Annotated in this window: 24 protein-coding genes and 1 pseudogene; 9 read left to right on the plus strand and 16 right to left on the minus strand. The window is 62.2% G+C overall.

Going from position 1 to position 25,721, the window contains the following annotated elements:
* Positions 1-208: 208 nt before the first annotated feature.
* Together NR193_RS07525 and NR193_RS07530 are read left to right on the plus strand one after the other, a co-directional pair.
* Positions 209-886 (plus strand): MIP family channel protein, encoded by a 678-nt coding sequence (locus tag NR193_RS07525; protein ID WP_256750232.1) that lies wholly within the window; start codon positions 209-211, stop codon positions 884-886.
* Between the two features lie 417 nt (positions 887-1,303).
* The gene (locus tag NR193_RS07530; protein WP_256750233.1) at positions 1,304-1,906 is read left to right on the plus strand and encodes a sulfotransferase family protein; all 603 of its coding nucleotides are present in this window, start codon (positions 1,304-1,306) and stop codon (positions 1,904-1,906) included.
* 95 nt (positions 1,907-2,001) lie between these two features.
* Here the strand turns inward: NR193_RS07530 and NR193_RS07535 are convergent.
* The 7 genes and pseudogenes from NR193_RS07535 to hisS form a co-directional block, all read right to left on the minus strand.
* Positions 2,002-2,418, minus strand: a pseudogene (locus tag NR193_RS07535) (AMP-binding protein); the annotation flags it as partial.
* 9 nt (positions 2,419-2,427) lie between these two features.
* Positions 2,428-4,293, minus strand: coding sequence for a hypothetical protein (locus NR193_RS07540; RefSeq protein ID WP_256750234.1), 1,866 nt, complete (start codon positions 4,291-4,293; stop codon positions 2,428-2,430).
* A gap of 32 nt (positions 4,294-4,325) precedes the next feature.
* Positions 4,326-4,904: an SIR2 family protein gene (locus tag NR193_RS07545; RefSeq protein WP_256750235.1), complete on the minus strand. Its 579-nt coding sequence runs from the start codon at positions 4,902-4,904 to the stop codon at positions 4,326-4,328.
* Between the two features lie 168 nt (positions 4,905-5,072).
* On the minus strand, positions 5,073-6,845 hold the full coding sequence (locus tag NR193_RS07550; RefSeq protein WP_256750236.1) for an AMP-binding protein: 1,773 nt from the start codon (positions 6,843-6,845) through the stop codon (positions 5,073-5,075).
* A gap of 134 nt (positions 6,846-6,979) precedes the next feature.
* Positions 6,980-7,678 (minus strand): ATP phosphoribosyltransferase, encoded by a 699-nt coding sequence (hisG, locus tag NR193_RS07555; RefSeq protein ID WP_256750237.1) that lies wholly within the window; start codon positions 7,676-7,678, stop codon positions 6,980-6,982.
* The gene (locus tag NR193_RS07560; protein WP_256750238.1) at positions 7,675-8,796 is read right to left on the minus strand and encodes an ATP phosphoribosyltransferase regulatory subunit; all 1,122 of its coding nucleotides are present in this window, start codon (positions 8,794-8,796) and stop codon (positions 7,675-7,677) included. Before NR193_RS07560 ends, hisG begins: the two co-directional genes overlap by 4 nt.
* A 181-nt stretch (positions 8,797-8,977) precedes the next feature.
* Positions 8,978-10,555 carry a histidine--tRNA ligase gene (gene hisS / locus NR193_RS07565; protein ID WP_256750239.1) on the minus strand — a complete coding sequence of 526 codons (1,578 nt, stop codon included), beginning with the start codon at positions 10,553-10,555 and terminating at the stop codon, positions 8,978-8,980.
* A gap of 455 nt (positions 10,556-11,010) precedes the next feature.
* Here hisS and NR193_RS07570 point away from each other — a divergent pair, with 455 nt between their 5' ends.
* On the plus strand, positions 11,011-11,265 hold the full coding sequence (locus tag NR193_RS07570) for a hypothetical protein (protein ID WP_256750240.1): 255 nt from the start codon (positions 11,011-11,013) through the stop codon (positions 11,263-11,265).
* Positions 11,266-11,268: 3 nt separating this feature from the next.
* Here NR193_RS07570 and NR193_RS07575 read toward each other — a convergent pair whose 3' ends face one another.
* Complete coding sequence (locus tag NR193_RS07575) at positions 11,269-11,907, minus strand: DNA-3-methyladenine glycosylase I (protein ID WP_256750241.1); 639 nt, start codon at positions 11,905-11,907, stop codon at positions 11,269-11,271.
* 215 nt (positions 11,908-12,122) lie between these two features.
* On the opposite strand from NR193_RS07575, the gene NR193_RS07580 reads away from it, so the two are divergent.
* Positions 12,123-12,869 (plus strand): L,D-transpeptidase, encoded by a 747-nt coding sequence (locus tag NR193_RS07580; protein WP_256750242.1) that lies wholly within the window; start codon positions 12,123-12,125, stop codon positions 12,867-12,869.
* A 272-nt stretch (positions 12,870-13,141) separates the two neighbouring features.
* On the plus strand, positions 13,142-14,062 hold the full coding sequence (locus tag NR193_RS07585) for a bifunctional 5,10-methylenetetrahydrofolate dehydrogenase/5,10-methenyltetrahydrofolate cyclohydrolase (protein WP_256750243.1): 921 nt from the start codon (positions 13,142-13,144) through the stop codon (positions 14,060-14,062).
* 15 nt (positions 14,063-14,077) lie between these two features.
* Here NR193_RS07585 and glcF read toward each other — a convergent pair whose 3' ends face one another.
* From glcF to NR193_RS07610, 5 genes are all read right to left on the minus strand, one after another.
* Complete coding sequence (gene glcF / locus NR193_RS07590) at positions 14,078-15,403, minus strand: glycolate oxidase subunit GlcF (protein ID WP_256750244.1); 1,326 nt, start codon at positions 15,401-15,403, stop codon at positions 14,078-14,080.
* Positions 15,404-15,466: 63 nt separating this feature from the next.
* Positions 15,467-15,862, minus strand: a complete 396-nt coding sequence (locus NR193_RS07595) for a DUF4870 domain-containing protein (RefSeq protein ID WP_256750245.1) — start codon at positions 15,860-15,862, stop codon at positions 15,467-15,469.
* Positions 15,859-17,115 (minus strand): FAD-binding protein, encoded by a 1,257-nt coding sequence (locus NR193_RS07600; protein ID WP_256750246.1) that lies wholly within the window; start codon positions 17,113-17,115, stop codon positions 15,859-15,861. The genes NR193_RS07595 and NR193_RS07600 overlap by 4 nt, the downstream gene beginning before the upstream one ends.
* A gap of 224 nt (positions 17,116-17,339) precedes the next feature.
* Positions 17,340-18,836 carry an FAD-linked oxidase C-terminal domain-containing protein gene (locus tag NR193_RS07605; RefSeq protein WP_256750247.1) on the minus strand — a complete coding sequence of 499 codons (1,497 nt, stop codon included), beginning with the start codon at positions 18,834-18,836 and terminating at the stop codon, positions 17,340-17,342.
* A 168-nt stretch (positions 18,837-19,004) separates the two neighbouring features.
* Positions 19,005-20,327 (minus strand): DUF3422 family protein, encoded by a 1,323-nt coding sequence (locus NR193_RS07610; protein WP_256750248.1) that lies wholly within the window; start codon positions 20,325-20,327, stop codon positions 19,005-19,007.
* Between the two features lie 209 nt (positions 20,328-20,536).
* Between NR193_RS07610 and NR193_RS07615 the strand changes: the two genes are divergently transcribed.
* From NR193_RS07615 to NR193_RS07625, 3 genes are read left to right on the plus strand one after another with little or no spacing between them, the layout of a single operon-like run.
* Complete coding sequence (locus tag NR193_RS07615; RefSeq protein ID WP_256750249.1) at positions 20,537-21,340, plus strand: FCD domain-containing protein; 804 nt, start codon at positions 20,537-20,539, stop codon at positions 21,338-21,340.
* Between the two features lie 18 nt (positions 21,341-21,358).
* The gene (locus tag NR193_RS07620) at positions 21,359-22,495 is read left to right on the plus strand and encodes an alpha-hydroxy acid oxidase (RefSeq protein WP_256750250.1); all 1,137 of its coding nucleotides are present in this window, start codon (positions 21,359-21,361) and stop codon (positions 22,493-22,495) included.
* Positions 22,496-22,530: 35 nt separating this feature from the next.
* Positions 22,531-23,304 carry a metallophosphoesterase gene (locus NR193_RS07625; RefSeq protein WP_256750251.1) on the plus strand — a complete coding sequence of 258 codons (774 nt, stop codon included), beginning with the start codon at positions 22,531-22,533 and terminating at the stop codon, positions 23,302-23,304.
* Between the two features lie 37 nt (positions 23,305-23,341).
* Here the strand turns inward: NR193_RS07625 and NR193_RS07630 are convergent, their stop codons facing one another.
* Positions 23,342-23,473, minus strand: coding sequence for a hypothetical protein (locus NR193_RS07630; RefSeq protein WP_256750304.1), 132 nt, complete (start codon positions 23,471-23,473; stop codon positions 23,342-23,344).
* Positions 23,474-23,766: 293 nt separating this feature from the next.
* Positions 23,767-24,465, minus strand: coding sequence for a type 1 glutamine amidotransferase (locus NR193_RS07635; protein ID WP_256750252.1), 699 nt, complete (start codon positions 24,463-24,465; stop codon positions 23,767-23,769).
* Between the two features lie 88 nt (positions 24,466-24,553).
* Here NR193_RS07635 and NR193_RS07640 point away from each other — a divergent pair, with 88 nt between their 5' ends.
* Entirely contained in the window at positions 24,554-25,189 is a 636-nt protein-coding gene (locus NR193_RS07640; RefSeq protein WP_256750253.1) for a hypothetical protein, read from the plus strand.
* A gap of 9 nt (positions 25,190-25,198) precedes the next feature.
* Here NR193_RS07640 and NR193_RS07645 read toward each other — a convergent pair whose 3' ends face one another.
* Positions 25,199-25,594: a GFA family protein gene (locus tag NR193_RS07645; protein ID WP_256750254.1), complete on the minus strand. Its 396-nt coding sequence runs from the start codon at positions 25,592-25,594 to the stop codon at positions 25,199-25,201.
* Positions 25,595-25,721: the final 127 nt, after the last annotated feature.

The raw sequence follows: 25,721 nt of genomic DNA on the forward strand, positions 1-25,721 counted from the left end.
GCGAATCGACGCGACCAGTAAATATCCGTGGCCGGTAACAGCAGATCGATCAACAGATGACAGTTCTCTAATGTTCGCAACTGGCGACTGCAAGCACCGCTTGTGGCGCAACCGCTCTGCTTTCCAAGTTTTTCCGTTGGGAATACTCTTGCCCGCATGATTCGCGGCGCGAAAAAGCAGGCCAGCGGATCGATACGAGGAGAGGGCAATGAAGACTTATCTGGCGGAAGTTCTGGGCACATTTCTGTTGGTGTTCATCGGCACGGCGTCGGTGGTGACGGGTGGCTTCGGCGGCGCGCTGCCGCTCGGTCAGGAAGGCATCGGTCTGGCATTCGGCATCGGCCTGATCGCGGCGGCCTATGCGATCGGCCCCATCTCGGGCGCACATCTCAACCCGGCGGTGACGCTCGGTATCTTCCTTGCCGGGCGGCTGCCGGCCAAGGACGTCATCCCCTACTGGATCGCGCAGGTCATCGGCGCCATCCTCGCTTCGCTGGCGCTGTGGATCATCGTCTCCGGCAAGGCCGGCGAACCCATCACCAACTTCGGTGCCAACGGTTGGGACGTGACGAAATGGGGCATGAGTTCGGCATTCCTGTGGGAGCTGATCGGCACCTTCACCTTCGTCACGGTGATCCTCGGCGTGACCGCCGAAAAGCACTCGACGGCGTTTGCCGGACTGGTCATCGGCCTGACGCTGGCCGGCATTCACTTCGCCATGATCCCGGTGACCGGCACATCGGTCAATCCGGCACGGTCGATCGGCCCGGCACTGTTTTCCGGAGGGGCAGCGATCAGCCAGCTCTGGCTGTTCATCGTTGCCCCGTTGATCGGCGGCGCCATTGCCGGCGTCGTCGCCAAGGCACGTGTATTCGAAAAGGACTGAATTTCGAGAGGCTGACCAAGGAAAGGCGCGGGCCAAACCCGCGCCTTTTTCTTTGGTGGATACGAGAATTGCCGTTTGCTGACGCGAAGAGGAACTGGCCATCTGCCGCGGTGGCAAGCTACGGCGCCACCTGCCTGACGACGCTTTTGCAGAAGCGGACATTACCGGCGATCGCGTTTGGGGGTCCCGGGTGCGCCCGGAACAGCCGATCGAACTATGCGCAAGACAGGCACATCTTTCGCAGCTAATATTCCAGAGCTGCCGACCCTTGTGGCAACGTGATCGAGATCTACTTCCACACACCCAGGCGCTTCGCTTCCCTGGAGGAGATGGCTAGCGGCGGTATTTGGCTTATCGCCCAGGACGATGCTCGCAAGCTACTGATGCTACCGGCTCTGACCTGAACCAGGGGGGACAATGGCGATAAGGGTAATCGGAACGGGCTTTGGCCGAACCGGAACGGATTCGATGCGCGAGGCGCTGACGATCCTTGGCTTCGGCCCCTGTCACCACATGTTCGAAGTCATGGCCAATGACGATCAGAAGCGGCTTTGGCGTGCGCTGGCGAAGGGCGCGACACCAGACTGGAACCAGCTGTTTGCGGGCTACGCTTCCTGCATCGACTGGCCCTCCGCGCACTATTGGCGTGACCTGATCGAGTTCTATCCGGACGCCCGGGTTATCCTGACATACCGATCGCCGGAAAGCTGGTGGAAAAGCTTCGAGAAGACGATCCTGCAGGGCATCAGCCAGAGCACGGATCAGGAGTCGCTGGGTGTTGCCTTGATCTCCAGGCAAGTCTTCGACAGCCGGCCGCACGATCGCGCCAATGCCATGGCCGTATATGAAGCCAATGTAAGGGCGGTCATTGCGACAGTGCCGCCGAAGCGGCTGCTGATCCACAATCTGGGCGACGGGTGGGAGCCGCTCTGCCTGCATCTTGGCGTGCCCGTACCGGACCAGCCGTATCCCAATCGCAACAATACCAAGGACTTTCAGTCGACTCTTGCACAGAATTAGTCTGGCTGCCTGCAATGGGTCAGGTCACGGCGATATCCGCGACGACGCTCAGGTCGGACTTGGCGCAAAGCGAACAATACGAACAACCTATCCCCTCACGCCGTCTTCTGCGTCACCAATCCCAACTCCTCGACCATCGCATTGCGCATCAAGAACTTCTGCGGCTTGCCGGTCACCGTCATCGGCAATTCGGTGCGGAAGCGGATGTAGCGCGGAACCTTGTAGTGGGCGATCTGACCGGCGCAGAAGGCCTTGATCTCCTGTTCGGTGGCGATCTGGCCGGGCTTGAGCACGATCCAGGCGCATAGCTCTTCGCCATATTTGGGGTCGGGAATGCCGAACACCTGCACTTCCTTCACTTTAGGATGGCGGTAGAGGAACTCCTCGACCTCGCGCGGATAGACGTTTTCGCCGCCGCGGATGACCATGTCCTTGACCCGGCCGACGATGTTGCAATAGCCCTCGGCGTCGATGGTGGCGAGGTCACCGGTGTGCATCCAGCCGTCGGCGTCGGCTTAGGCTCACTGCTCGTCCAGATAGCCCGGCCCATAAGACTCCCTCCAAACTCCATTCGTAGCAAAGGTTACAACATTGTTTACCGCTTCCTGAAGGCGTGCGCCGGGATGCCTCTTGTAGGCGGCAAGCAGCTCGTTAGCGTATTGCTGAGTAATTGCTTTGGCTCCCTCAACTCCAAAGAACCTCAAAAGCACCGAGATGTGACCTTCGGCGAGGGATACGATAGGATAGGTATCGGTCTCATCAGCAGCTCGGTTGAGCTCGCGCAGCGTCTCGATGGATTCGTTTAGCAGCGGTTCGGCCGCGTCCCAACTCGAAGACATAGAAGCAATAATCATCAGTTGTTGGGCGTAAGCGTGCTCAATTTGAGGTGAGGAATAGGCTTCTCTGGCTGTTTTGAATTTCTCCAAAGCTTCGCCATTTTTACCGAAATCACGCAGAGCGAGGCCATACTGAAGCCAGTAAAGGCCATCAATATGAAACTTTGTTTCAAATACTTCGTAAACTGATCGTACTTTCTCTTCGTCATTTCGCATCATCTCTTTGACAAAGCGATGATTTATGATCGATTTGAACACAACGCCGTCTGCTTTCCCAACATTCTTGATCACCGGGGTTTCGTAATCGGAGAACGCCTCTAGAACAGCGACAAGACAATCTCTGATCATTGACGTCTGTACTATTTTTTCAAACAACTCACGAACATAGACTGGATGTCTGGCAGAGTACTTTCCAGAGTTCGTCACTACGATTCCTTCTGTTTCGCGGGACATAACATTGATATCTTCGGCGATCCCAAGATTCGAAAGAGACGACCCAACTATATTTGCACTTAATGTCGATCTATGAATACTTGCCAGACCAACAATGACAAGAAATTTTTTATGTTTCTCATCTCCTATTTTTTTGAAATCGTTCTCGATTATACGAGTAAATCCAAATCCAGTAGTCGCTTCCATCAAGCCGATCAGCAATTGTCGATCGGCTTTGCTGAAAATCTCGGAAACTCGCTGCTCCGGATTCATAGGTTGAAAACGAGTCCAGGGGCCAAATTCTTCCAGCTTTTTCAATATTCCGCCAACATCGGACTTACGGATTTTCTCCACTTTAAAAACCCCGGATAATACTGACTCCAATGTAGCCTTTACGCGCCTATTCCAAATATTCAGTCTTTCAGAAAATACGACGCAGATGTTTTTAGTTTGAGTTCCCCCAAGGAGCTCAGCTATCTCGTTATGCATCGACTCTATTTTGTCGATGAATAGATAGAAGCCGGATGTGTTAATTTGCTCCAAGGCCACCACGACCTCCTTGAGCTCGCTCACTGATTCCCTGAGAAAATAAACCGGCATACTTGACGCTTGACTCACGTGCAGCGCAGCCATCATAAGTGCTGTGGTTTTTCCGGACCCCGCAGGGCCGATAAGGGCTATGCACTTTTTGCTTTCGTACCCCGTATCTACAAGTCGGGAGAACTCCTGGATAAAAGCCAGTTTCGCCGGGACCCCATCAAGAACGTCGGCCCAGCGCGGCTTATATCCCTTATAGAACTCTCGAATTGCTCCTAGCGTATTGTCAGAACTAGTACGTGGCAGAGTATCTGCGCTTACAAGTGTGATGCTATTTAAGGCACGCTTTTGCTTGTCGGTAAGTGTTCGGTTGATGTTTCTCAACTCTGGACGTCGAGCAGTCGCGAGATCCCAGCCAGTTGGGGGCTTAGGCATTTCACGGACGAGCCACTCCGCGAAATCTTCGATCTTTCCGGGTACATGTATGAGGTTGAAGCTATTAAGATGGTGTTTGTCGATTTCACTTGCTGACGGCGTTATCACGTATCCGCGCAGCGGAGCTCTCTTAACGACCGAGCGCATCTCTGCAATAGCATGTTGAAAGAGCGGTTCGTTTAACTTGCTACCAATAAATACAAACGTGTAGCTGCTATGGTTTTGACCCAGCTCGCGATACCAAATCGGAAGTCGATTGGAGCTTCTCCGTATTCTTGAGGCGAGAATATAAAACCGTCTTCCGGCCTATCTGCTGAACCGTTCAGTTTCACCAATTGAATGGATTTAAATATCGGATCAATTTCTTCGAGCGGCGAATTCCTTGAGAAAATTTCGAGGTTTTGCATCCCAGATTTACGGAACGCCGCCTCCGTGCAGTCGTCTATGTTTAGCGTAAAGATGCGAGACCAAGGAAAGGACGCAATCGTCAGAAGGGCCGGCGACGGCTTTGTGTTGCTAAGACGCGCTCGCAGGAATGAGTGCAGGCGAGCAGAGTCGATCGAGTTTATTGCCGAATACACCGTACTGAGAGATTCGCCAGTATAGGTCCAATTCATGAGTGCTGACAGCTCTCTAGCGAGTCCATCGCCCATAGGCATTTCAACGTTGTCGGAATCGCGCGACCCAACCGAAGCACCCGCTCCGAGTAAAAGCATCAGGCGGCCATTTTTATACGCGGTTTTTATTTCATCCAACATTCTTCATCTCCGATATATTTAAAACACGACGCACTTTTCGATATAACGTTCGTTACAGTGTATGACCTTTCATTAAATCTTCGACCATGAATGCTCAGTTGTATTTTAGCGAGAATTCCGAAAAGCACCACGGCCGCCATGTGCGCAGTCAGGGACGCGCAACTCTGCTCACGCCGTCTTCTGCGTCACCAATCCCAACTCCTCGACCATCGCATTGCGCATCAAGAACTTCTGCGGCTTGCCGGTCACCGTCATCGGCAATTCGGTGCGGAAGCGGATGTAGCGCGGAACCTTGTAGTGGGCGATCTGGCCGGCGCAGAAGGCCTTGATCTCCTGCTCGGTGGTGATCTGGCCGGGCTTGAGCACGATCCAGGCGCAAAGCTCCTCGCCGTACTTGTCGTCGGGAATACCGAACACCTGCACTTCCTTGATCTTGGGATGGCGATAGAGGAACTCCTCGACCTCGCGCGGATAGACGTTTTCGCCGCCGCGGATGACCATGTCCTTGACCCGGCCGACGATGTTGCAATAGCCCTCGGCGTCGATGGTGGCGAGGTCACCGGTGTGCATCCAGCCGTCGGCGTCGATCGCCTCGCGGGTCTTGTCGTCGTCGTCCCAATAGCCCTTCATCACTGAATAGCCGCGCGTGCACAGTTCGCCCGGCGCGCCGACGGCGACGGTGGCGCCATCGGGATCGACGGCCTTGACCTCGACATGGGGGTGGATCCGCCCGACGGTCGAGACGCGTTTCTCCAGCGGGTCGTCGACGCTGCTCTGGAACGAGACCGGGCTGGTCTCTGTCATGCCGTAGGCAATGGTCACCTCCTGCATGTGCATCAGCGAAATCACCTTCTTCATCACCTCGATCGGGCACGGCGAGCCGGCCATGATGCCGGTGCGCAGGCTGGAGAGATCAAAGGTCGCGAAATCCGGATGATCGAGCAGGGCGACAAACATGGTCGGCACGCCATAGAGCCCGGTGCAGTGCTCCGCGGCTACCGCATTCAGCGTAGCGCCGGGGTCGAACCCCTCGCCCGGGAAAACCATGGTCGCGCCTTTCGACACGCAACCCATCGTGCCCATCGACATGCCGAAGCAGTGATAGAGCGGCACCGGAATGCAGAGCCGGTCGTCGACGGTGAGCCTGATCGCCGAGGTGACGAAATTGCCGTTGTTGACGATGTTGTGGTGGGTCAGCGTCGCGCCCTTGGGTGCCCCCGTGGTGCCCGACGTGAACTGGATGTTGATGGCGTCGCCGGGTTTCAGCCCCTCGGAAATGCGGTCGAGGCTGTCATGCTCGTCGCGTCCGGCCATGGCCAGCACATCGGCGAAATTGAACATGCCGGGCGAGCTGTCCTCGCCCATGCGGATGACGATCCTGAGCGCCGGCAGTTTTTGCGCCTTGAGCTTGCCGGGCGTGGCGGTGGCGATCTCCGGCGCCAGCGTCTCGATCATGCCGAGATAGTCGGAGGTCTTGAATTTGGCTGCGGTGACGAGCGCCTTGCAGCCGACCTTGTTCAGCGCATATTCGAGCTCGGTCAGCCGGTAGGCAGGGTTGATGTTGACCAGGATCAGGCCGATGCGGGCGGTGGCGAACTGCGTCACCAGCCATTCCCAGCGATTGGGCGACCAGATGCCGACGCGATCGCCCTTTCCGAGGCCAAGCGCCAGGAAGCCGGCTGCCAGCGCGTCCACGGTGTCCGACAGCTCGCCCCAGGTGAAGCGCTTGTCCTGGCCGACGAAAACGGCGGCATCCTGCGTGGCGTATTTGCTGGCGGTGTCGGAAAACAGCGCGGGAATCGTCTTGTCGAGCAGCGGCACGCTGCGCTCGCCCGAGACATGCGCCTTGCCGTCGACGGGTGCCAAGAAGGTGCTGCCACTGCGCGTTCCACGTCCGCGCAGGTTGGTGGCGTTCTTCAGCTCGTCGAGATTGACCGGCATGGCTTTTTTCCTCCCAAGACAGGCCGGAGTCTATCAGCCCGGCGGGGCAGTGGAAATCCGTCGATGGTCGTTGAGGCAAGAAGGCCTCTTCTCCGTCTCGGGCGAAGCGTTCGCAGAGGGGGATTGCGCCGACGCTATCCGGCTACCGAAGCCATTTTCTTGGCGATGTCGCGCAACAGAGCCTCGTCAGCCGCCGCACGCGTCTTCTTCGACGCCACCAGGCAAGCCTGAGACTTCAGCACCACACCATCGCCCAATACCTTGAGATGATTGGCGCGCAAGGTCGAGCCGGTGGTGGTGATGTCGACGATGACATCGGCGAGCCCGGCTGCCGGTGCCCCTTCGGTGGCGCCGAGGCTTTCGACGATGCGATAGACCTGGATGCCATGTTTCTGCGAGAAGAATTGCTGGGTCAGCCGCCAGTATTTGGTGGCGATGCGCAGCCGCCTGCCATGGCGCTGGCGGAAATCGGCGGCGACGTCGTCGAGATCGGCCATGGTGTCCACGTCGAGCCAGATGTCGGGCACCGCCACCACGACATCGGCGGTGCCGAAGCCGAGACGGGCAACGATTTCGGCGCGGGTCTCCCAGTCGGCAAGATTTTCACGCACCAGATCCTCGCCGGTAATGCCGAGATCGACCGCCCCCTGGCCGATCTCGCCGGCAATCTCGGAAGCCGACAGGAACGCCACTTCGATGCTTTCCGCGCCCTCGATGCGGGCGCGATACTTGCGCTCGTCGCCGGGCAGGCTGACGGCGAGGCCGGCTTTGGCCAGCACCTCCAGCGCCTGCTCCTTGAGGCGGCCTTTCGACGGAATCGCCAGCGTGATCATTGCCCCGCCTCCCGCAGCGCATCGATGCGGTCGAGCCAGACGGAAAAGCCGACGCCGGGGATCGGCGTCTTCGCGCCGAGCAGGGTCAGCAACCGGTCATAGCGTCCGCCACCGGCCAACGGCCGGTCGCCGCTTTGCGCCGCGATTTCGAAGACCAGGCCGGTGTAGTAATCAAGCGGACGGCCGAAGGCGGCATCGTAACGGATTATCTGCGCCGGCAGGCCATGCGCTTCGATCGCCCTGGCGCGGGCCGCGAATTTCTCCAGTGCGGGGGCCAGGGAAAGCCCGGCACCCGTGGCGAAAGAGTCCAACGCCTGGGCGGCAGCGTCGAGCGGCACGTCGATCGCCAGAAAGCCCTTCAGCGCCGCGAATGCCTCGTCCGACAGCCGCACGCTGCGCAGTTCGGCTTTTTCGATCAACCGCCGCGCGATGTCGGCCGGCGAGCGTCCGGCGGATGCCGACAGGCCCGCCTCTTCCATGCCGCCGGCGATGTGCGCGGAGAGACCTTCCAGATCGCCGTCGAGAACAAGGGCGGCGACTGGGCCCGAGAGCTGGCCGTTGCGCGGCGGATTGGCGAGATCAGCGAGCGCTGCCTCCAGCATCGGCGCCGAGCCGAAGGCGCGGGCAAGACGCATGCGCCAGCCGCGCGGCAGCCCGAGGGCGGCCAGCACGGCCTCGAAAATGGTCTGGTCCCCGAGCGTTATCGCCAGTGCCTTGCCCGGCAACACCAGGGCGAGCAGCGCGTGTGCGTCGGCGATCGAGCGAGCATCGGCTTCCGCGGTATCGCGGTCACCGAGATCCTCGATGCCGGCCTGGAAGAACTCGTTGCCACCTTCGCGGCGCTGGCGAAACACTTCGCCGAGATAGGAATAGCGGCGCGGCGTGCCGGCCTGCGAACTTATGTGGTCAAGGCAGACCGGAATGGTGAATTCGGGCCGCAAGCACAACGTCTGCCCGGTCTCGCTTTCGGTGAGGAAAATACGGCGGCGCAGATCCTCGCCGGCCATGTCGAGGAACGGGTCGGCCGGCTGCAGCACGGCGACCTCGACCGCATGCGTGTTGCGCGCCGCGAAGAGGTTGGCGATGTCGGCTGATATGGCGGGATAGCGGGAGGTCATGAAGCGCCGCCTCTCCTTCTCCCCCTGCGGGAGAAGGTGGATTGGCGCGCAGCGCCGAGACGGATGAGGGGTGTTGGACGGAATGAGGGGTCGGTGTTTTCTGGAACACCCCTCATCCGACCTCGCTCCGCGAGGCCACCTTCTCCCACAAGGGGAGAAGGACAAGCGAGCGCGGCGCTCGTCACTTCGCCCTCTCCTCCGCCTGCGCCGCCAGGATCTTCTTCACCTCGGCGACCAGTTCGCTTTCCACCACCGTCACCTGCGCCGGGCGCGCGGCGCGCCATTCGGCGTTGCCGGTGATCTCGGCCGACATGCGCGCGCCCTCGATCAGGTCCTTGATCTGCAACTCGCCCTTGGCGCGCTCGTCGCCGCCCTGGATGACGGCGACGGGGCAGCCGCGCCGGTCGGCATATTTGAGCTGCGCCTTCATGCCGGCGCCGCCAAGATACATTTCGGAGCGGATGCCGGCGGCACGCAGCTCCGCCACCATCTTCTGGTAGCGGCCGAGGCTGTCGGTGTCCTTGTCCATCACCAGCACGACGACCGGCGCGATGACATCAGACGTGTCGAGCTTGCCGAGGTTCTTCAGCGCGGTCATCAGCCTGGAAACGCCGATGGAGAAGCCGGTCGCCGGGACGGGCTCGCCACGGAAGCGCGAGACGAGACCATCATAACGGCCACCGCCGCCAACCGAACCGAAACGCACGATCTGGCCGTCCTCATTGGGGATCTCGGCCAGCAGCTCGGCCTCGAAGACGGGGCCAGTGTAATATTCGAGGCCGCGCACGACTGATGGGTCGATCTTCACCCTGTCATCAGCATAGCCGGCACTTTCAACTAGGAGCCGTATTTGATCGAGTTCAGCAATTCCCTCGCGATAGAGTCCACTCTCTGAAAGGCGAATGTTGTTGTGCACCAAGGTCGGAGGCTGGAGCGAAAGTATACCGCCCTTCATATTCGCCAACTCCGGATTGTCCCGTGGCTGGATCGTCGCCGATGGAATAACGACGGTTGATGTTGGCTCGAGAAATTCGAAAACTACGTCAATCTCGCCGGGCCCAAGCCCCGCACCCTTCGTAAAATCACCGCTTTCGTCCTTGCGCCCCGGTCCCAGCAGAAGTCTCACGCCTTCCGGGCCGAGCTTGTCCAGTTTATCGATTGCCCGCAGCACCGTCAGCCGGCGGCCGGCATTTTCGTCACCGCCAAGGCCGATCGCTTCGAGCACGCCGTCCAGCACCTTGCGGTTGTTGACGCGGATGACGTAGTCGCCGCGCTTGATGCCGAGCGCTTCCATCACGTCGGCCATCATCATCGCCATCTCCGCATCGGCCGCTACGCCCGGCGTGCCGATCGTGTCGGCATCGAACTGCATGAACTGGCGGAAGCGGCCGGGGCCGGGCTTCTCATTGCGGAACACCCAGCCGGAGCGATAGCTGCGATAGGGCTTGGGCAGGCGCTCGTAGTTCTCGGCGACGAAGCGCGCCGTCGGCGCTGTCAGGTCATAGCGCAGCGACAGCCACTGGTCGTCATCGTCCTGGAACGAGAACACGCCTTCGTTCGGCCGGTCCTGGTCGGGCAGGAACTTGCCCAGCGCATCGGTGTATTCGATCAGCGGCTGGTCGGCCGGTTCGAAACCATAAAGCTCATAGACCGAGCGGATCGTCGCCATCATCTTCTCGACGGCGCGGATGTCCTCGGCGCTGCGGTCGGCAAAACCGCGCGGCAGTCGCGCTTTCGTCTTTTCCGATTTGTCGGCCATGAGTTGGGGTCTTTTTGTTGGGTAAATGCGGACTTGTTTCGAGTGCGCGTGTCCTAACCGATGCCGCAGGGAGCGGCAAGGGTTGGCAAGCCTTCTCGCCGTGGGGAACAAGTTCCGGGAAGGCCGCGCCGCCCCTCATCCGCCTGCCGGCACCTTCTCCCCGTATAGTGACGGGGAGAAGAGGGCTGGCCGCAACCTCGGCGCCTCTCAGCAGCGATCGAGATTGGCAAAACCCTCGATGGAGGCGTTCTTCTCCCCGTCACTATACGGGGAGAAGTGCCCGGCAGGGCGATGAGGGGCAGCGCAAAGCGATAAAAGCATGTTCCTTATCAAGGCCGACAGCTAGTCAGCCCTGAAACAAACCGCGCCGAAAATGAAACAATCCCGCCATGAGTGCGGCATTGTGCCGACACAATCGCCGCCGATAAAGCGCACCGAAACAAGAGGTTCGGGCCATGGCCACGGCAGCAAAATTCAATTCGATCGATAACGGCGCCAGCAACCTGCCAGCACGCCTGCGCCCGGCCGACAGTCATGCGCCGAAAATGGTCAGCCAGGTCGCGGGCCCGTTCGAGGTAACGGCCAAGGACGGCAAGGGACCTACGATGCGCGACGCGTTGATGACCGGCCTGCTGGTGATCTACCCGGCGCTTGCCACGGTGGCGGCGATCGTCGCGGGGCTCTTCCTGGCCGGCGCCAACGGTACCTGAGCCCTATTTCGGCCGTCTGAAAGCCTTCCGTTCCTTCTCGACTTGCCTGCGGCAGGCGCAGCCCTCGAGATGATCGTTGACCAGGCCCATCGCCTGCATGAAGGCATAAACCGTGGTCGGGCCGACAAAGCTCCAGCCGCGCTTCTTCAGTTCCTTCGAAATCCGCACCGAGACCGCCGTGGTCGGGTTGGCGCGCAGATGGGCGAGGTCGACGATCTCGGGCCGTTCGTCCTTGCCGGGTTCGAACTTCCAGAACCAGGCGGCCAGCGAGCCGAATTCATCGGCCATCTCGCGGGCGCGCTTGGCGTTGTTGATGGTCGAGACGATCTTGCCGCGGTGGCGAATGATGCCGGCATTGCCAAGCAGGCGTTCGACATCCTTGTCGGTGAAGGCGGCGACCTTGTCGAACTCGAAATTGGCGAAGGCCTGGCGAAAATTCTCCCGCTTGCGCAGGATGGTCAGCCACGACAGGCCCGACTGAAAGCCTTCGAGGCAGATCTTCTCGAACAGCCTGCGGTCATCCGCCACCGGCCGGCCCCATTCATGGTCGTGGTAGTGCAGATAGTCGGGCAGGTTGCCGTGCCAGAAGCAGCGCGCGACACCGTCGGGGCCGGCAAGCAGGCCGGTGTTTTCTTTTTCCATGGCGACAAATCCGTTCGTTAACGCGCCTTTGCGCTGCATTTACCGCGGCTTTACCAGATTCCTGAACCCGGCGGTAACCACACCAAAAGGTTTACTGACAGTCCTGCATTTTACGCATTCCGATTCATGTTTCGGTTGCTGCTTCCACGCCAATGATCGCCGAACCGGGAGGACGGTTCCACCCGTTTGTGTTCGACGATCAAGGTGCGTTCCAGATGAAGAGAGTTCTGTTTCCCTTGCTCGGCGCCGTGGCTGTGTTTGCCGCCGGCGCCACACCCTCCGCCGCCGGCGACCGCTATGCCGACCGCCCGCCCGTGATGGTGAGCCCCGACCTTTCCGCGCCCTGGGTGCTGCAGCTTGGCCATGCGCCCGGCATCGTCCGGCAGAACCGCCAGTCCGTGCAGCAACAGCCGCGCCTGCGCTATGCGCAACCCGGGCAGCCCGATCGCGTGCAGACGGCGGCCGTGCAGGCGCCGGCCAAGCGCATGGTCATGCGCCCGCAGATCAATCCGATCTACCTGCCGCAGGAAGTCGCCTATGACGGTCCGCAGAAACCAGGCACGATCGTCATCGATACCACGCAGAATTTCCTGTTTCTGATCGAGAAGAACGGCAAGGCACGGCGTTACGGCGTCGGCACCGGCAAACCCGGCTTTGAGTGGTCAGGTACCCACAAGATCACCAACAAACGCGTCTGGCCGGACTGGCGCCCGCCGGCTGAGATGATCAAGCGCGAGGCCGCCAAGGGCCGCTACCTGCCGACCTATCTGGCCGGCGGCATGGAAAACCCGCTCGGCGCACGCGCGCTCTATCTCGGCACGACGGAGTACCGCATCCACGGCACCAACCAGCCGTGGACGATCGGTGGCGCGGTGTCGTCGGGTTGCATCCGCATGCGCAACGAGGACGTCGTCGACCTCTATGAACGGGTCAATGTCGGAACCACGGTCGAGGTGATATAGTTCCTGACGCGAATCACTTGGCCGGCAAAGCAACCAGCTTTCCAGGCCAGACCAGAGACAACGGGGGACGGGCCGTATGGGGATGCGGTCAGTCAGGAAGGGCAGCACGGGAAACCGCGCTGCCCTTTCCGTTTTCGAGCAAGACGCGGCCTGGCATCGGGCCTAAAACCTCGACCGCACGTCGCGCAACGGGCATAGCGGTTCGCTTTCGTGCTGCCCTTCGCCGTATTCTTTTGCTATCTCGGCGCAAGTTCCATCGAGAGAGTTCATCCATGCCCTTGTCCGATGACAGCCGCTATCTCAGAGGCGGCCCGGTCGCCCAGCGCATCATCGCCGCCGTGCGCGAGGATGCGGCGATTGCCAAAGCCGAAGGCTTTCCGCCCAAGCTGATCTCGATCACCGTCGGCGACACGGCGGCGGTGGAAGTCTATGTGCGCAACCAGCGTGCCAAGGCCGAGCTCGCCGGCATCGATTTCGAGGAACGGCGCTTTCCCGCCACCATCACGTCAGGCGAGCTGGAAGCGGCGATCCACGGCCTGAATGCCGATCCGCGCGTCACCGGCATCATCATCCAGCGGCCGGTGCCGGCGCATATCCCGATCAGGACGCTGCAGGCAGCGGTGCACCCGCTCAAGGATGTCGAAGGCATGCATCCGGCCTCGATCGGCAATATCGTCTACAACCAGCTCGACCTCGCGCCCTGCACGGCGGCCGCCTCGGTCGAACTGCTCAGGGAAACCGGCCTCGACCTCAAGGGGCTGGAAGTCGTCATCGTCGGCCATTCGGAAATCGTCGGCAAGCCAATCGCCTTCCTGTTGATGAGCGAAGGCGCGACGGTGACGGTCTGCCATCACATGACGCGATCGGTCGCCGCCCATGCGCGCCGCGCCGACGCGCTGTTCGTCGCCGTCGGCAAGCCGCGGCTGATCAAGGCAGACATGGTGAAACCCGGTGCGGCCGTCATCGACATCGGCATCAATTCGGAGACCGGGCCTGACGGGGTGAGCCGTATCGTCGGCGACGTCGACACCGAAAGCGTCCGCGAGGTTACCTCATGGATCACGCCGGTGCCGGGCGGCGTTGGCCCCATCACCGTCGCGATCCTGCTGCGCAACACGATGGTGGCGCTCAGCCGGCAGCGTGCGCTTTACGAAGCGACCTACGGCACGGCGGGCAGGCTCGCGGCGGAGTAAGCGCCGCGACAGGCCCTACTCCGCGGCGATCAGGCTCTCGTCCAGAACGCCTTCCGGCTTTGGCCCGCCATAGGCCCAGTCGAGCAGCTTTACCGTGTGCACCACCGGCAACCTGGCGGCGGAAGCGATCTGCGTGATGCAGCCGATATTGCCGGTGGCGACGAGCGAGGCACCGGTCGCCTCGATGTTCTTCACCTTGCGATCGCGCAGTTTGGCCGAAATCTCGGATTGCAGGATGTTGTAGGTGCCGGCCGAGCCGCAGCACAGATGACCCTCGCGCGGCTCGCGCACGATGAAGCCGGCCTTGGCCAGCAACTCCTTCGGCTGGCGGGTGATCTTCTGGCCGTGCTGCATCGAGCAGGCCGAGTGATAGGCGACCACCGTGCCCGGCTTGCGCACGGGTTCGGGCAGGTCGAGCGCGGCCAGATATTCGGTGATGTCCTTGGCCAGCACCGAGACGCGCGCGGCCTTGTCGGCATAGGCCGGATCGAGGCGCAGCATGAAGCCATAGTCCTTGATCGTCGTGCCGCACCCGGACGCGGTGATGACGATGGCATCGAGCCCGCCTTGTTCGATGGCGCGCGTCCAGGCGTCGACATTCTGTCTCGCCGAGGCAAGGGCAGCCTCTTCGCGTCCCATGTGATGCACCAGCGCACCGCAACAGCCCTCGCCCGGCGGCACCACGACCTCGACGCCCAGCCTTGTCAGCAGCGAAATCGTCGTCTCGTTGATGGCGGGATCAAGCACGGATTGCGCGCAGCCGGTGAGGATGGCGACACGACCCTTCTTCGTCCCCTGCCCGGCATGGACGCCCGGCGAGGCCATCGGCGAGGCCGCCGGGATCGATGCCGGCGCGAGCTTCAGCATGGCGCCGAGCGGCTTCAGCGCCGGAATCTTTTCGAACAGCCCAATGAACGGCTTGCCCAGCTTCGCCAGCCTGAGCGCTGCGCGAAAGCGCCGGGGATGAGGCAGGACGAAGGCGAGGATGGCGCGAGTCAAGCGGTCAAGCATCGGCCGCTTGTAGGTCTCCTGGATATGAGCGCGGGCATGGTCGACCAGGTGCATGTAGTTGACCCCCGACGGGCAGGTGGTCATGCAGGCAAGGCACGACAGGCAGCGGTCGATATGGGTGACGATCTCCTTGTCGGCCGGGCGGCCGTTCTCCAGCATGTCCTTGATCAGGTAGATGCGCCCGCGCGGTGAATCGAGCTCGTTGCCTAATGTCACATAGGTCGGGCAGGTGGCGGTGCAGAAGCCGCAATGCACGCATTTGCGCAGGATCTTTTCCGATTCCGCGACGTGCGGATCGGCAAGCTGGGCAAGCGAAAAATTGGTCTGCACTAGAAAAATCCCTTACTGTCCGAGCATGATCCGAAAACCGGTCCCCGCTTTTCGGATCATGCTCTAAAGTCCGAGGAACCAGCTTTCCGGGTTCTTGACCGGCTCGCCGCGTTGCAGCGCCTGAAGGCCGAGGATGCAGCGGGCGATGAACCAGACGGCGACGGCAAACATCAGCAGGAAGCCGATCACCACGAAGATCAGCACCGCCGAGATCAGCGCATAGAGCAGGCCTATCCAGAAGGTGCGGATCAGGAATGTGTAGTGGCTCTCGACGAAGCCGCCGGCCTTGCCACGGTTGACATAGGCCAGAACGATGCCGACAAGGCCGCTGATGCCGATGACGAGGCCGGCGAGATACAGGATGTAGATGACCAGCGCATTGGTCGGCCCCGGTTCCAGCCAGCGGTCGGTCTGGCGCGGTACGGGCTTGTCGTTCTGGCCGGAATTGATGTCGCTCATGGTGTCGCTCCCTGGGTTGCGATGCCGAGAGTAGCAGAGCCTGCGCCCGGCGCCATGCGGCCGGGGTTGAGAATGGCCTTGGGATCGAACTCGGCCTTGAGCCTGGCCGACAACGCAGCCAGATGTGGCGCCTGCGGTTCGAACACCGGCACGGCGGCGCGATGGGCGGGTGCGGCACGCACCAGCGTCGCATGGCCGCCGCCATGTTTCCGCAACAGCCCGCGCAGCAGTGCGGCTTCGGGATCACCCTCTTCCATACGTAGCCACACCAACCCGCCTTGCCAATCGTAGAAGGCGCTGACGGCAGCCTGCATGCGCAGGGTCAACACCATCTGGTGGCCCTGGGACGGCGTCATCGACACGCGCCAGACCGGCTTCTCGCTGCCGTCGGCGAAAGGCCTGATATCGCGCACATCGCGCCAGATCAGCCGTGAGGCTTCGCCGGAAATCTCCTGCAGTGGCCCGGCATTGCCGAGCAGCGTTTTCAGCGCGGCGATGCGGTAGGCGACCGAGGGGCCAAAGCCTTCGACGCGCAGCAGCGTGGCGGCGTCGCTGCCGAGCGTGCCGCCGGCGACACGCGCGGCGATGCGCTCCGGCAGATGCGCGGCACTCGACACTTCCGCGCTGGAGCCGAGCGCCAGCGCCATGGCTGCGGCAGCCGCGTCGTCGAGCAGGCCACGGATGGCGAGCGTGACCTCGGTCTCCGCTGCCGGCAGCACCTTGAAGGTGACGTCGGTGAACACGGCCAGCGTGCCCCAGCTGTTGGCCATCAGCTTCGACATATCATAGCCGGTGACGTTCTTGACCACGCGGCCGCCGGACTTGAATGCCTCGCCACGCCCGGACACCACATTGATGCCGAGGATATGATCGCGCGCAGCACCCGCCTTCAGCCGGCGCGGGCCGGAAAGGTTCGCGGCAAGCACGCCGCCGATGGTGCCCCTCCCCGGTTCGCCACCGAGCAGCGGGCCGTAGTCCATTGGCTCGAAGGCCAGTTGCTGACCGTTTTCCGCCAGCAGCTTTTCGATCTCGGCCAGCGACGTGCCGGCCTTCGCCGACAGCACCAGTTCTTCGGGTTCATAGAGTGTGACGCCGGTGAGCTTCGACAGGTCGAGCGTATGCTCGGTCTGCAGCGGCCGACCGATGCCGCGCTTGGAGCCATGGCCGAGGATTTCCAGCGGCGATTCTTCCGCCACGGCCCAGGCGACGGTGGACAGGACTTCGTCCGAGGTGGTCGGGGTGAAGGTGGTCATGTAGTAGGGTCGCCAATGGCAATTGCGGAGATGCCGCGATCCTTCGCACCCCCCTCTGTCCTGCCGGACATCTCCCTCGCAAGGGGGGAGATTGGCCGGCCGCAATGTCGGCGCTTCTTTCTCCAACGGGATTGGCGATGGCTGTCATGAAGGCGTGATCTCCCCCCTTGCGGGGGAGATGTCCGGCAGGACAGAGGGGGGTGTTCAGGCGCCGACATGTCCACTCAAAACCTCGGAATGTCCGGAAATGGCAGCTTGCCACCGGAAATGTGCATCCGCCCGAGTTCGGCGCAGCGGCGAAGCTGCGGGAACACCTTGCCCGGGTTGAGCAGATGGTTGGGATCGAAGGCGCATTTGACGCGCATCTGCTGGTCGAGGTCGATCTGGTTGAACATCTCCGGCATCAGGTCGCGCTTTTCGACGCCCACCCCGTGTTCGCCGGTCAAGACTCCGCCGACCTTGACGCAGAGCCGCAGGATGTCGGCGCCGAAGCTTTCGGCCTTGTCGAGTTCGTCCGGCACATTGGCGTCGTAGAGGATCAGCGGATGCAGATTGCCGTCGCCGGCGTGAAAGACGTTGGCGACGCCGAGGCCATATTTCTCCGACAGTTCGCGCATGCCGGCCAGCACGCGCGGCAGTTCCTTGCGCGGGATGGTGCCGTCCATGCAGTAATAGTCGGGCGATATACGGCCGACCGCGGGAAAAGCCGCCTTGCGACCGGCCCAGAAGCTCAACCGCTCCTGCTCGGACTGCGATATGCGGCAGGTGGTCGAGCCGTTGCGGATGGCGATCGCCTCGACCGCGGTGATGAGATGATCGACCTCGACGCCCGGCCCGTCGAGCTCGACGATCAGCAGCGCCTCGACATCGAGCGGATAGCCGGCATGGACGAAATCTTCCGCCGCGTGGATCGCCGGCCGGTCCATCATTTCCATGCCGCCGGGGATGATGCCGGCGCCGATGATGTCGGCAACGCACTGGCCACCCTGCTCGCTGGTCGGAAAGCCGATCAGCAGGGCACGCGCCGTCTCCGGCTTCTTGAGGATGCGCACGGTGACCTCGGTGACGACGCCGAGCAAGCCTTCGGAGCCGGTCATGACGCCGAGCAGGTCGTAGCCTTCGGCGTCGAGGTGACTGCCACCGAGCCGCACCACCTCGCCGTGCATCAGCACCATCTCGATGCCGAGCACATTGTTGGCGGTGAGGCCATATTTCAGGCAGTGCACGCCGCCGGAATTCTCCGCGACGTTGCCGCCGATCGAGCAGGCGATCTGAGAGGATGGATCGGGGGCGTAATAGAAGCCCTCCTGCTCGACGGCGGTGGTGATGCCGAGATTGGTGACGCCCGGCTGGGCGACGACGATGCGGTTGGGGAAATCGATTTCGAGGATACGGTTGAAGCGGCTCATGACCAGCAGCACCGCGTCCTCGAGCGGCAACGCGCCACCCGACAGCGAGGTGCCGGAACCGCGCGGCACGACACGGATGTTGCGGTCGTTGCAATATTTCAGCACGCGGGAAACCTGCGCCACCGTTTCAGGCAAGACCACGACCAGCGGCAATTGCCGGTAGGCCGTGAGCCCGTCGCTTTCGAACGCACGCATCTGATTGGTCGCGTCGACGACGCCCTCGCCCGGCACGATGATGCGCATGTCGGCGACGATCTCGTCGCGCCGGCGCATCGTGGCGTCGTCTGGTTTCGGCATGGCAAGGCCGGACATCGGCAGCCTCGTTTTCGAACAACTGGTCAAAATCTTTTACCAGTGAAGCGCGTTCGTTGCAAATCCTGCTTTGGAGGAGACTCCAGCGTCAAGGCCGGGACAAGCTTCCGCAGCGGCAATCTGCCGCTGCCTGACCCGCCTTCCTCCCTTCGGGGGTGAGCAAGCCTGCTATTCGCCAGCCAGTTTGCCGGGCTCGGAATGCATCCTGCGCACGCGGCGCACGCCCCACCAGACCAGCAGGATGGCGATCGGCACCGAAGCGGCGGTGATGACCTCGGGCGCAAAGGCATGGCCGAAGATCGAGGCGCCCTTGGCGACATAGCCGATGAGGCCGACCACATAATAGGAGACGGCGGCGACCGAGAGGCCTTCGACGGTCTGCTGCAGGCGCAGTTGCAGGCGCGCGCGGTTGTTCATCGAGGCGAGCAGGTCGCGGTTCTGCTTCTCGACCTCGACATCGACCCAGGTGCGCAGCAGCGTGGTGGCGCGGGTCAGCTTGCGCGACAGGTTGGCCTGCCGCTCCTCGACCGATCGGCAGGTGCGCATCGCCGGCGCGACGCGGCGCTGCAGGAACCCACCCCAGGTGTCGTAGCCGGGCACGGCTTCTTCCTCGAGCGCCTCCAGCCGCTCGCCGACGATGCCGTCATAGGCGCGGCTGGCGCCGAAACGGTAGAGGCTCGAGGCCGCGTCGGCTTCCAGCTCCGCTGCAAGTTCGGTGAGATCGGCAAGCAAGGTCTGGCTGTCGCGGGTTTCGGCGACCTTCATCTCCAGCGTGGTCTGGGCCAGCCTGTCCTCGATGCGGCGGGCACGGCCGGATAGGGTCAGTGCCAGCGGCAGGCCGAGCATGGCCAGCGTCCGGTAGGTTTCGATGTCGATCAGCCGCTGCGACAGTGCCCCGGTGCGCGCCGGCGTCAGGCCGCGATCAAGCACCAGCATGCGCGTCATGCCATCGCCGTCCTGGCGAAAGTCGGTGACGATGGCGGCATTGCCACGCTCGACCAGCGAATGGCACAGGCTGGTCGGATCGAAGCCGGCGATCAATCGCTCACTCGCCTGCGTCCATTTGCGGATTTCGAGCCTGATGCCCGAAATGACGGTTCCTGGCGGGGAAAACCCGTTTCCGAACGGCGAGTCCTCCTGCATCCGGCCGCTTTCGGAGAGCGGCCCTTCCCAAAGATAGGTCGAGAACTCCGTATGCCGCTCCCAGCGCAGCGAACCCTTGCCCCACTTCATGGCGTGGTGGCGGGCCTGGCGGTCGGGCGCGGCGATGCCGAGGCGTCGCGACAGTTCGGAAAGCACCGCGTGATCGACGCCGGAGCCGCCCTCGGTCATGAAGGCGAGCTGCACGAGGACGCGGGGCTTTTCGATCAGCGGATGCGGCCGGGCATGGACCTCGCCGAGCGCCCCGGGGCGTCCCTCATGCGCGGGAAAACCCATGACGCTGCCCTTGGCACGCGGCTGGAACTCGAGATTGGACGGGTCGTCTGACACGGCTTGTCCCCCGGGTTTCTGTGAACCCTCTTGCAATCGCGTCCCTCTAGAGCCAATCACCAGATGACGCAAACAGCAAAGTTTAGCCTAAGATGATATGGCGCCGGGCGGCAAAACCGACCCGCTGCGACCAATTGGATAAATAATTTGACCAGTTGGCGACGCAGGCTTTATCCTGCGCGACACCGGTTCACCTTCCAGGCACCCTGTTGAGCGACATTTTTTCCAGGATCGAGCATTCGCGCACCGCCGACGAGGTGGTGCAGCAGATCGAGAGCCTCATCCTCGAAGGCGTCCTGCGCACCGGCGACCGGTTGCCGGGCGAACGCGAGCTTGCGCGTCAGTTCGACGTGTCGCGGCCGATCCTGCGCGATGCGCTGAAGGCGCTCGAAGGGCGCGGCCTTTTGACGACCAAGGCCGGCGGCGGCACGCATGTCGCCGACATCATCGGCCAGCTGTTCAGCAAACCGGTGGCGGACCTGATCTCGACGCACCGCAAGGCGGTGACCGACTATCTGGAATACCGCCGCGAGATCGAGGGCATCGCGGCCGAATATGCGGCGCGCCGTGCCACCCCGGACGACCTGGCGCTGCTCGACCGCATCATGGCGCGCATGGACGAGGCGCACCGGACCGGCGATTTCGACCACGAAGCCGAAATCGACGTCGAGTTCCATCACGCGATCTGCGAATGCGCGCACAATATCCTGCTCCTGCACACGCTTCGGTCCTGCTATCGGCTGCTGTCGGAAGGCGTGTTCCAGAACCGGCTCTTGGTGTTCACCGTGCCCGGCGCGCGCGAGGCCCTGCTTGCCCAGCACCGGGCGATCCATGCAGCGGTCAAGGCCGGCGACCCGGCTGCCGCCCGGCAAGCGGCGATGGACCACATGATCTATGTCGAGCGGTCGATGGCCGAGGCCGAGCGCAGCGGCGACTGGCAGCGCGTGTCACGGCTCAGGCTGAAGCAGCGCGTCGACGCCATCGATACCGAACCCGCACGCAAACGCTCCTGATATCAAAACGGAAAGCCCATGAGCCAAATTCTGACCATCGCCGACCTCAAGGACCTCGCTCGCCGCCGGGTGCCGAAGATGTTCTTCGACTATGCCGATTCAGGCGCGTGGACCGAAAGCACCTATCGGGCCAACGAGGAAGACTTCCAGAAGATCAAGTTCCGCCAGCGCGTCCTGGTCGACATGGACAACCGTTCGCTGGCTTCGACGATGATCGGCGAGAAGGTCTCGATGCCGGTGGCTCTGGCGCCAACCGGGATGACCGGCATGCAGCATGCCGATGGCGAGATGCTGGCGGCGCAGGCGGCGCAGGAATTCGGCGTGCCGTTCACGCTGTCGACGATGAGCATCTGCTCGATCGAGGATGTCGCCTCCGTGACCACCAAGCCGTTCTGGTTCCAGCTCTACGTGTTGCGCGACAAGGATTTCGTGTTCAACCTGATCGACAGGGCGAAGGCGGCGAAATGCTCGGCGCTGGTGCTGACGCTCGACCTGCAGATTCTCGGCCAGCGCCACAAGGACATCCGCAACGGACTTTCGGCGCCGCCCAGGCTGACATTGAAGAACATCGTCGACATGGCAATCCGCCCACGCTGGTGCGCCGCCATGGCCAGCACAAAGCGGCGGACCTTCCGCAACATCGTCGGCCACGCCAAGGGCGTCGGCGACATGGCCTCGCTGGCATCGTGGACGTCGGAGCAGTTCGATCCGCATCTGTCGTGGAACGATGTCGCCTGGATCAAGGAGCGCTGGGGCGGCAAGCTGATCCTGAAAGGCATACTCGACAAGGAGGATGCGCTGATGGCGGTGAAGACCGGCGCCGATGCCATCATCGTTTCCAACCATGGCGGGCGCCAGCTCGACGGCGCGTCGTCGTCGATCATGGCGCTGGAAGAGATCGCCGATGCGGTCGGCGACACGATCGAAGTGCATATGGATGGCGGCATCCGCTCCGGCCAGGATGTGCTGAAGGCGCTCTGCCTTGGCGCCAAGGGCACCTATATCGGCCGACCATTTCTTTACGGCCTGGGCGCGCTTGGCAAGGAAGGGGTTACCAAGGCGTTGGAAATCATCCGCAAGGAGATGGACATCACGCTGGCACTGTGCGGAAAGCGTCTGGTCACCGACATGGGCAAGGACCAGCTCCGGCGCTAAGTCCGTGATGGCCTGACCATGGAGACTACGAGACGTTGGCAGAACCCGGCATTCATTTTCTCGACGCGCGTGGGCCGGAAGGCGTGCGTCTTTACGCGATTGGCGACGTGCATGGCCGGCTCGACCTGCTGGCCGCCATGCATCAACGTATCAAGGCCGAGATCGAGCAGGAGGCGCCTGCCGACTGGCGCGTCATTCATCTTGGCGACTATGTCGATCGCGGACCAGACTCCAAGGGCGTGATCGACTTCCTGATCGAAGCGCGAGAACGCGACCCGCGCCATTTGATGCTGGCTGGCAACCACGACATCGGTTTTCTCGATTTTCTCAAAACCCCCGAACCGGAAGGACTCTTCATCCGTTTTGGCGGCATCCAGACGGCACAGTCCTATGGCGTGGCGATTGTCGAGGGCACCAGCGCGTGGTTCGGCAAGGCCGAGGCAGTTATGCGCAAGGGACATCAAGCCCTGGTCGAGGCCGTGCCGCAAAGCCATATCGACTTCCTGCGATCGCTGCCGTTCTCAGTGACTTTCGGCGACTTCTTCTTCTGCCATGCCGGCATCAGGCCAGGCGTCCCTCTCGAGAACCAAAGCCCGCAGGATCTGGTCTGGATCCGCGACGTCTTCCACAATTATTCCGGCCTCTATCCGAAAATCGTGGTGCACGGCCACACGCCGGTACCGGAGGCCGAGGTGATGGCCAACCGTGTCAACGTCGACACGCTTGCCTGGCAATCAGGCATGCTGAGCGCGCTCGTCGTCGACGGCGCGGACAAACGCATCCTGGAAATGGCGATAAGGGAAGCATGAGCGTCCGCGTCCGAGGACGCGAAAGACACCCCAGCTTTTAGCGAAGTGAGGCGGTGACGCCGTAACCGTCGACGGCGTTGTGGTTGCTGGCTGCGTCGGCGGCATAGATACCCAGACCGCACAGCACAATGGCTGACAGCATGGCAAAGGACAGAAGCGCTGCTTTCACGGACGTCATCTCTTGTTGAGCTTTCTGCATCTGTACACGAGGCGGTTACCAATGCGTTGAAACGAAGAATTCGCTTCAAAGTTTCGACGATTTCGCGCTTCTAGGTGTGTTCTGTATCGGCGGTGTGTCGCATGGGCCACACAAATGGTTCATCGCGGTTGCACTGCCGATGCGGAGCGCGCGCCTTCTAGGATGGCGGGCGGCTGCAAGCCAAGGATGAAAAGCGTTTTCCCCAGGCGGATTCACCGCTGCGTGCCAATTATGTCACGCGGCAGGTGTGGCGGGGCGACTGCTCAGATCGTCGCCACCCAGGCGCGGGCGATGGCGAGGCCAGCGGCGTCCGCGTCAGGCCCATTGCGGGCCATTTCGCCATCGAGCTTGCCGGCCCAGTCGGGGTGGCGCGCGGCAATGATCGGCGCGAAGGATGAACTCCAGTCCTGCACCATCGGCCGATCGGCCTCGAAATGGAACTGGAAGCCGTAGACGGCGCGGCCGACGCGAAACGCCTGGTTCTCGGCGACATCGTTGCCGGCAAGCCGCACGGCGTTTTCAGGCAGCACGAAGGTGTCGTCGTGCCACTGGAAGATCGGGAATTCTTCCGGCAATTCCGCCAGCACCGGGTCGGCCTTGGCATCCGGCGTCAGCGACACGCCGCGCCAGCCGAATTCGTTGGCGGCGCCGATGCGGTTCTCGCCGCCGAAGGCGCGGGCGACGAGCTGGCTGCCGAGACAGATGCCGAGCACGGCGCGGTCCTTGCCGGCGAAATCGCGGGTCAGCTCGAGCAGCGCCGGGAAATAGGGGTATTCCTCGTCGGCCAATGCATTCTGGCCGCCGCCGAGCACCACCAAGGCGTCATGTTCTGCCGCGTCATCCGGCAGGGGATCGCCTCTGTAAGGGAGGCGCAGATCGAGGTCGGCGCCGGCTTCCGCAAGAGCGGCGCCGAGCTGACCGAGGCCGGTATTGTCGTAATTCTGGACCACCAGCACCCGCATCGCAAAACCCTGCTGACATGAAAATGATGCGACGAGCGATATCATGCCGCCAGCCTTGCAGCCAAGATGCGCATTTGGGGAGAAAGCTATGCCACTGCAGAACCGGGTCGATCCGTTCGGCGCTCTGTACGCCGTGCCGGAGCGCGGCCTGTTCATGGGCAACCGCGGCATTATCCACGACCCCGAGACCAAGACGCTGTTGAAAAAGCGCTGGGCGCTTCACGCCTGGATTATCTGCGTCTGCCAATTCGGCAACGTGCGGCGCGAGCCGATGGGCCGCAACCGGCCTGGAGGCAAGGCCGGCTGGACGGAACTGTTCTTCCTCGACGAGGTGACGGCGCTGGCTGCCGGGCATCGCCCCTGCTTCTACTGCCGGCGCGAACGGGCCAAGGACTTTGTCCACCGTTTCGGCGAAGCCTTCGGCATCGCCGAGCCGCGCGCGCCGCAGGTCGACAAAAGACTGCACAAGGAGCGGCTGGCGTCCGGTGGGCATGCCGTGAAGCTCGACAACGCGTCGCTGGCGGCCCTGCCGGACGGCACGATGATCGCAGCCGGCAACAGGCCCTACGCGCTGCGTGACGGTGAGGCGCTGCCCTGGAGTTTCGGCGGTTACAAACCAGCGATCGGTCTCGATGCGCCCGAGCTCGCCGATCCGTTCACGATTACGCCGCCGACAACCGTGGCCGTGCTTGGCGCCGGATATCGGCCTGTCTGGGCGGGCTGACCGGCGGCGCTACTTCAATTCCGATTGCGGCACCACGGGCACCGCCGGCAAGTCGTAGTAGTCGCCAGCGGATTCAGGATACAACTGGCTTTCCATTTTCAGACCGGTCTTGCCGTCTATGGTCCCGGCCCAGACGGAAATGAACGGGCTGTCAAACCGGCGCCAGAACAGATTTCCGCCGCATACGGAGCAGAAGCCGCGCTCGGCCTGCTCGGACGATCTGAACCAGCGCAGCGTATCGCCGGTGATGGTCGCCTGCTTCTGTTCAACCTGCGTGGCCGCTCCGAAATGGCCGGTTGCCTTTCTGCACTGATTGCAATGGCAAGCAACGATCGGACGCAGCTCGCCGGTCAACTCATAGCTGACGGCACCGCACAAACAGCCGCCTCGTGTAATCCTGTCCAACCCACGCCTCCAGACCGCGTTGTCCTGCACTCCAGACTGCGCGACCGAGCAACAGACCGGCATCGGTATTCCGACAGTGCCATGTCGTCTTTGCTGCACAGCCGGCATGCATGGCTTGACGCCAAGG

It is taken from the genome of Mesorhizobium sp. Mes31, assembly GCF_024519675.1.
GTDB lineage: Bacteria > Pseudomonadota > Alphaproteobacteria > Rhizobiales > Rhizobiaceae > Mesorhizobium.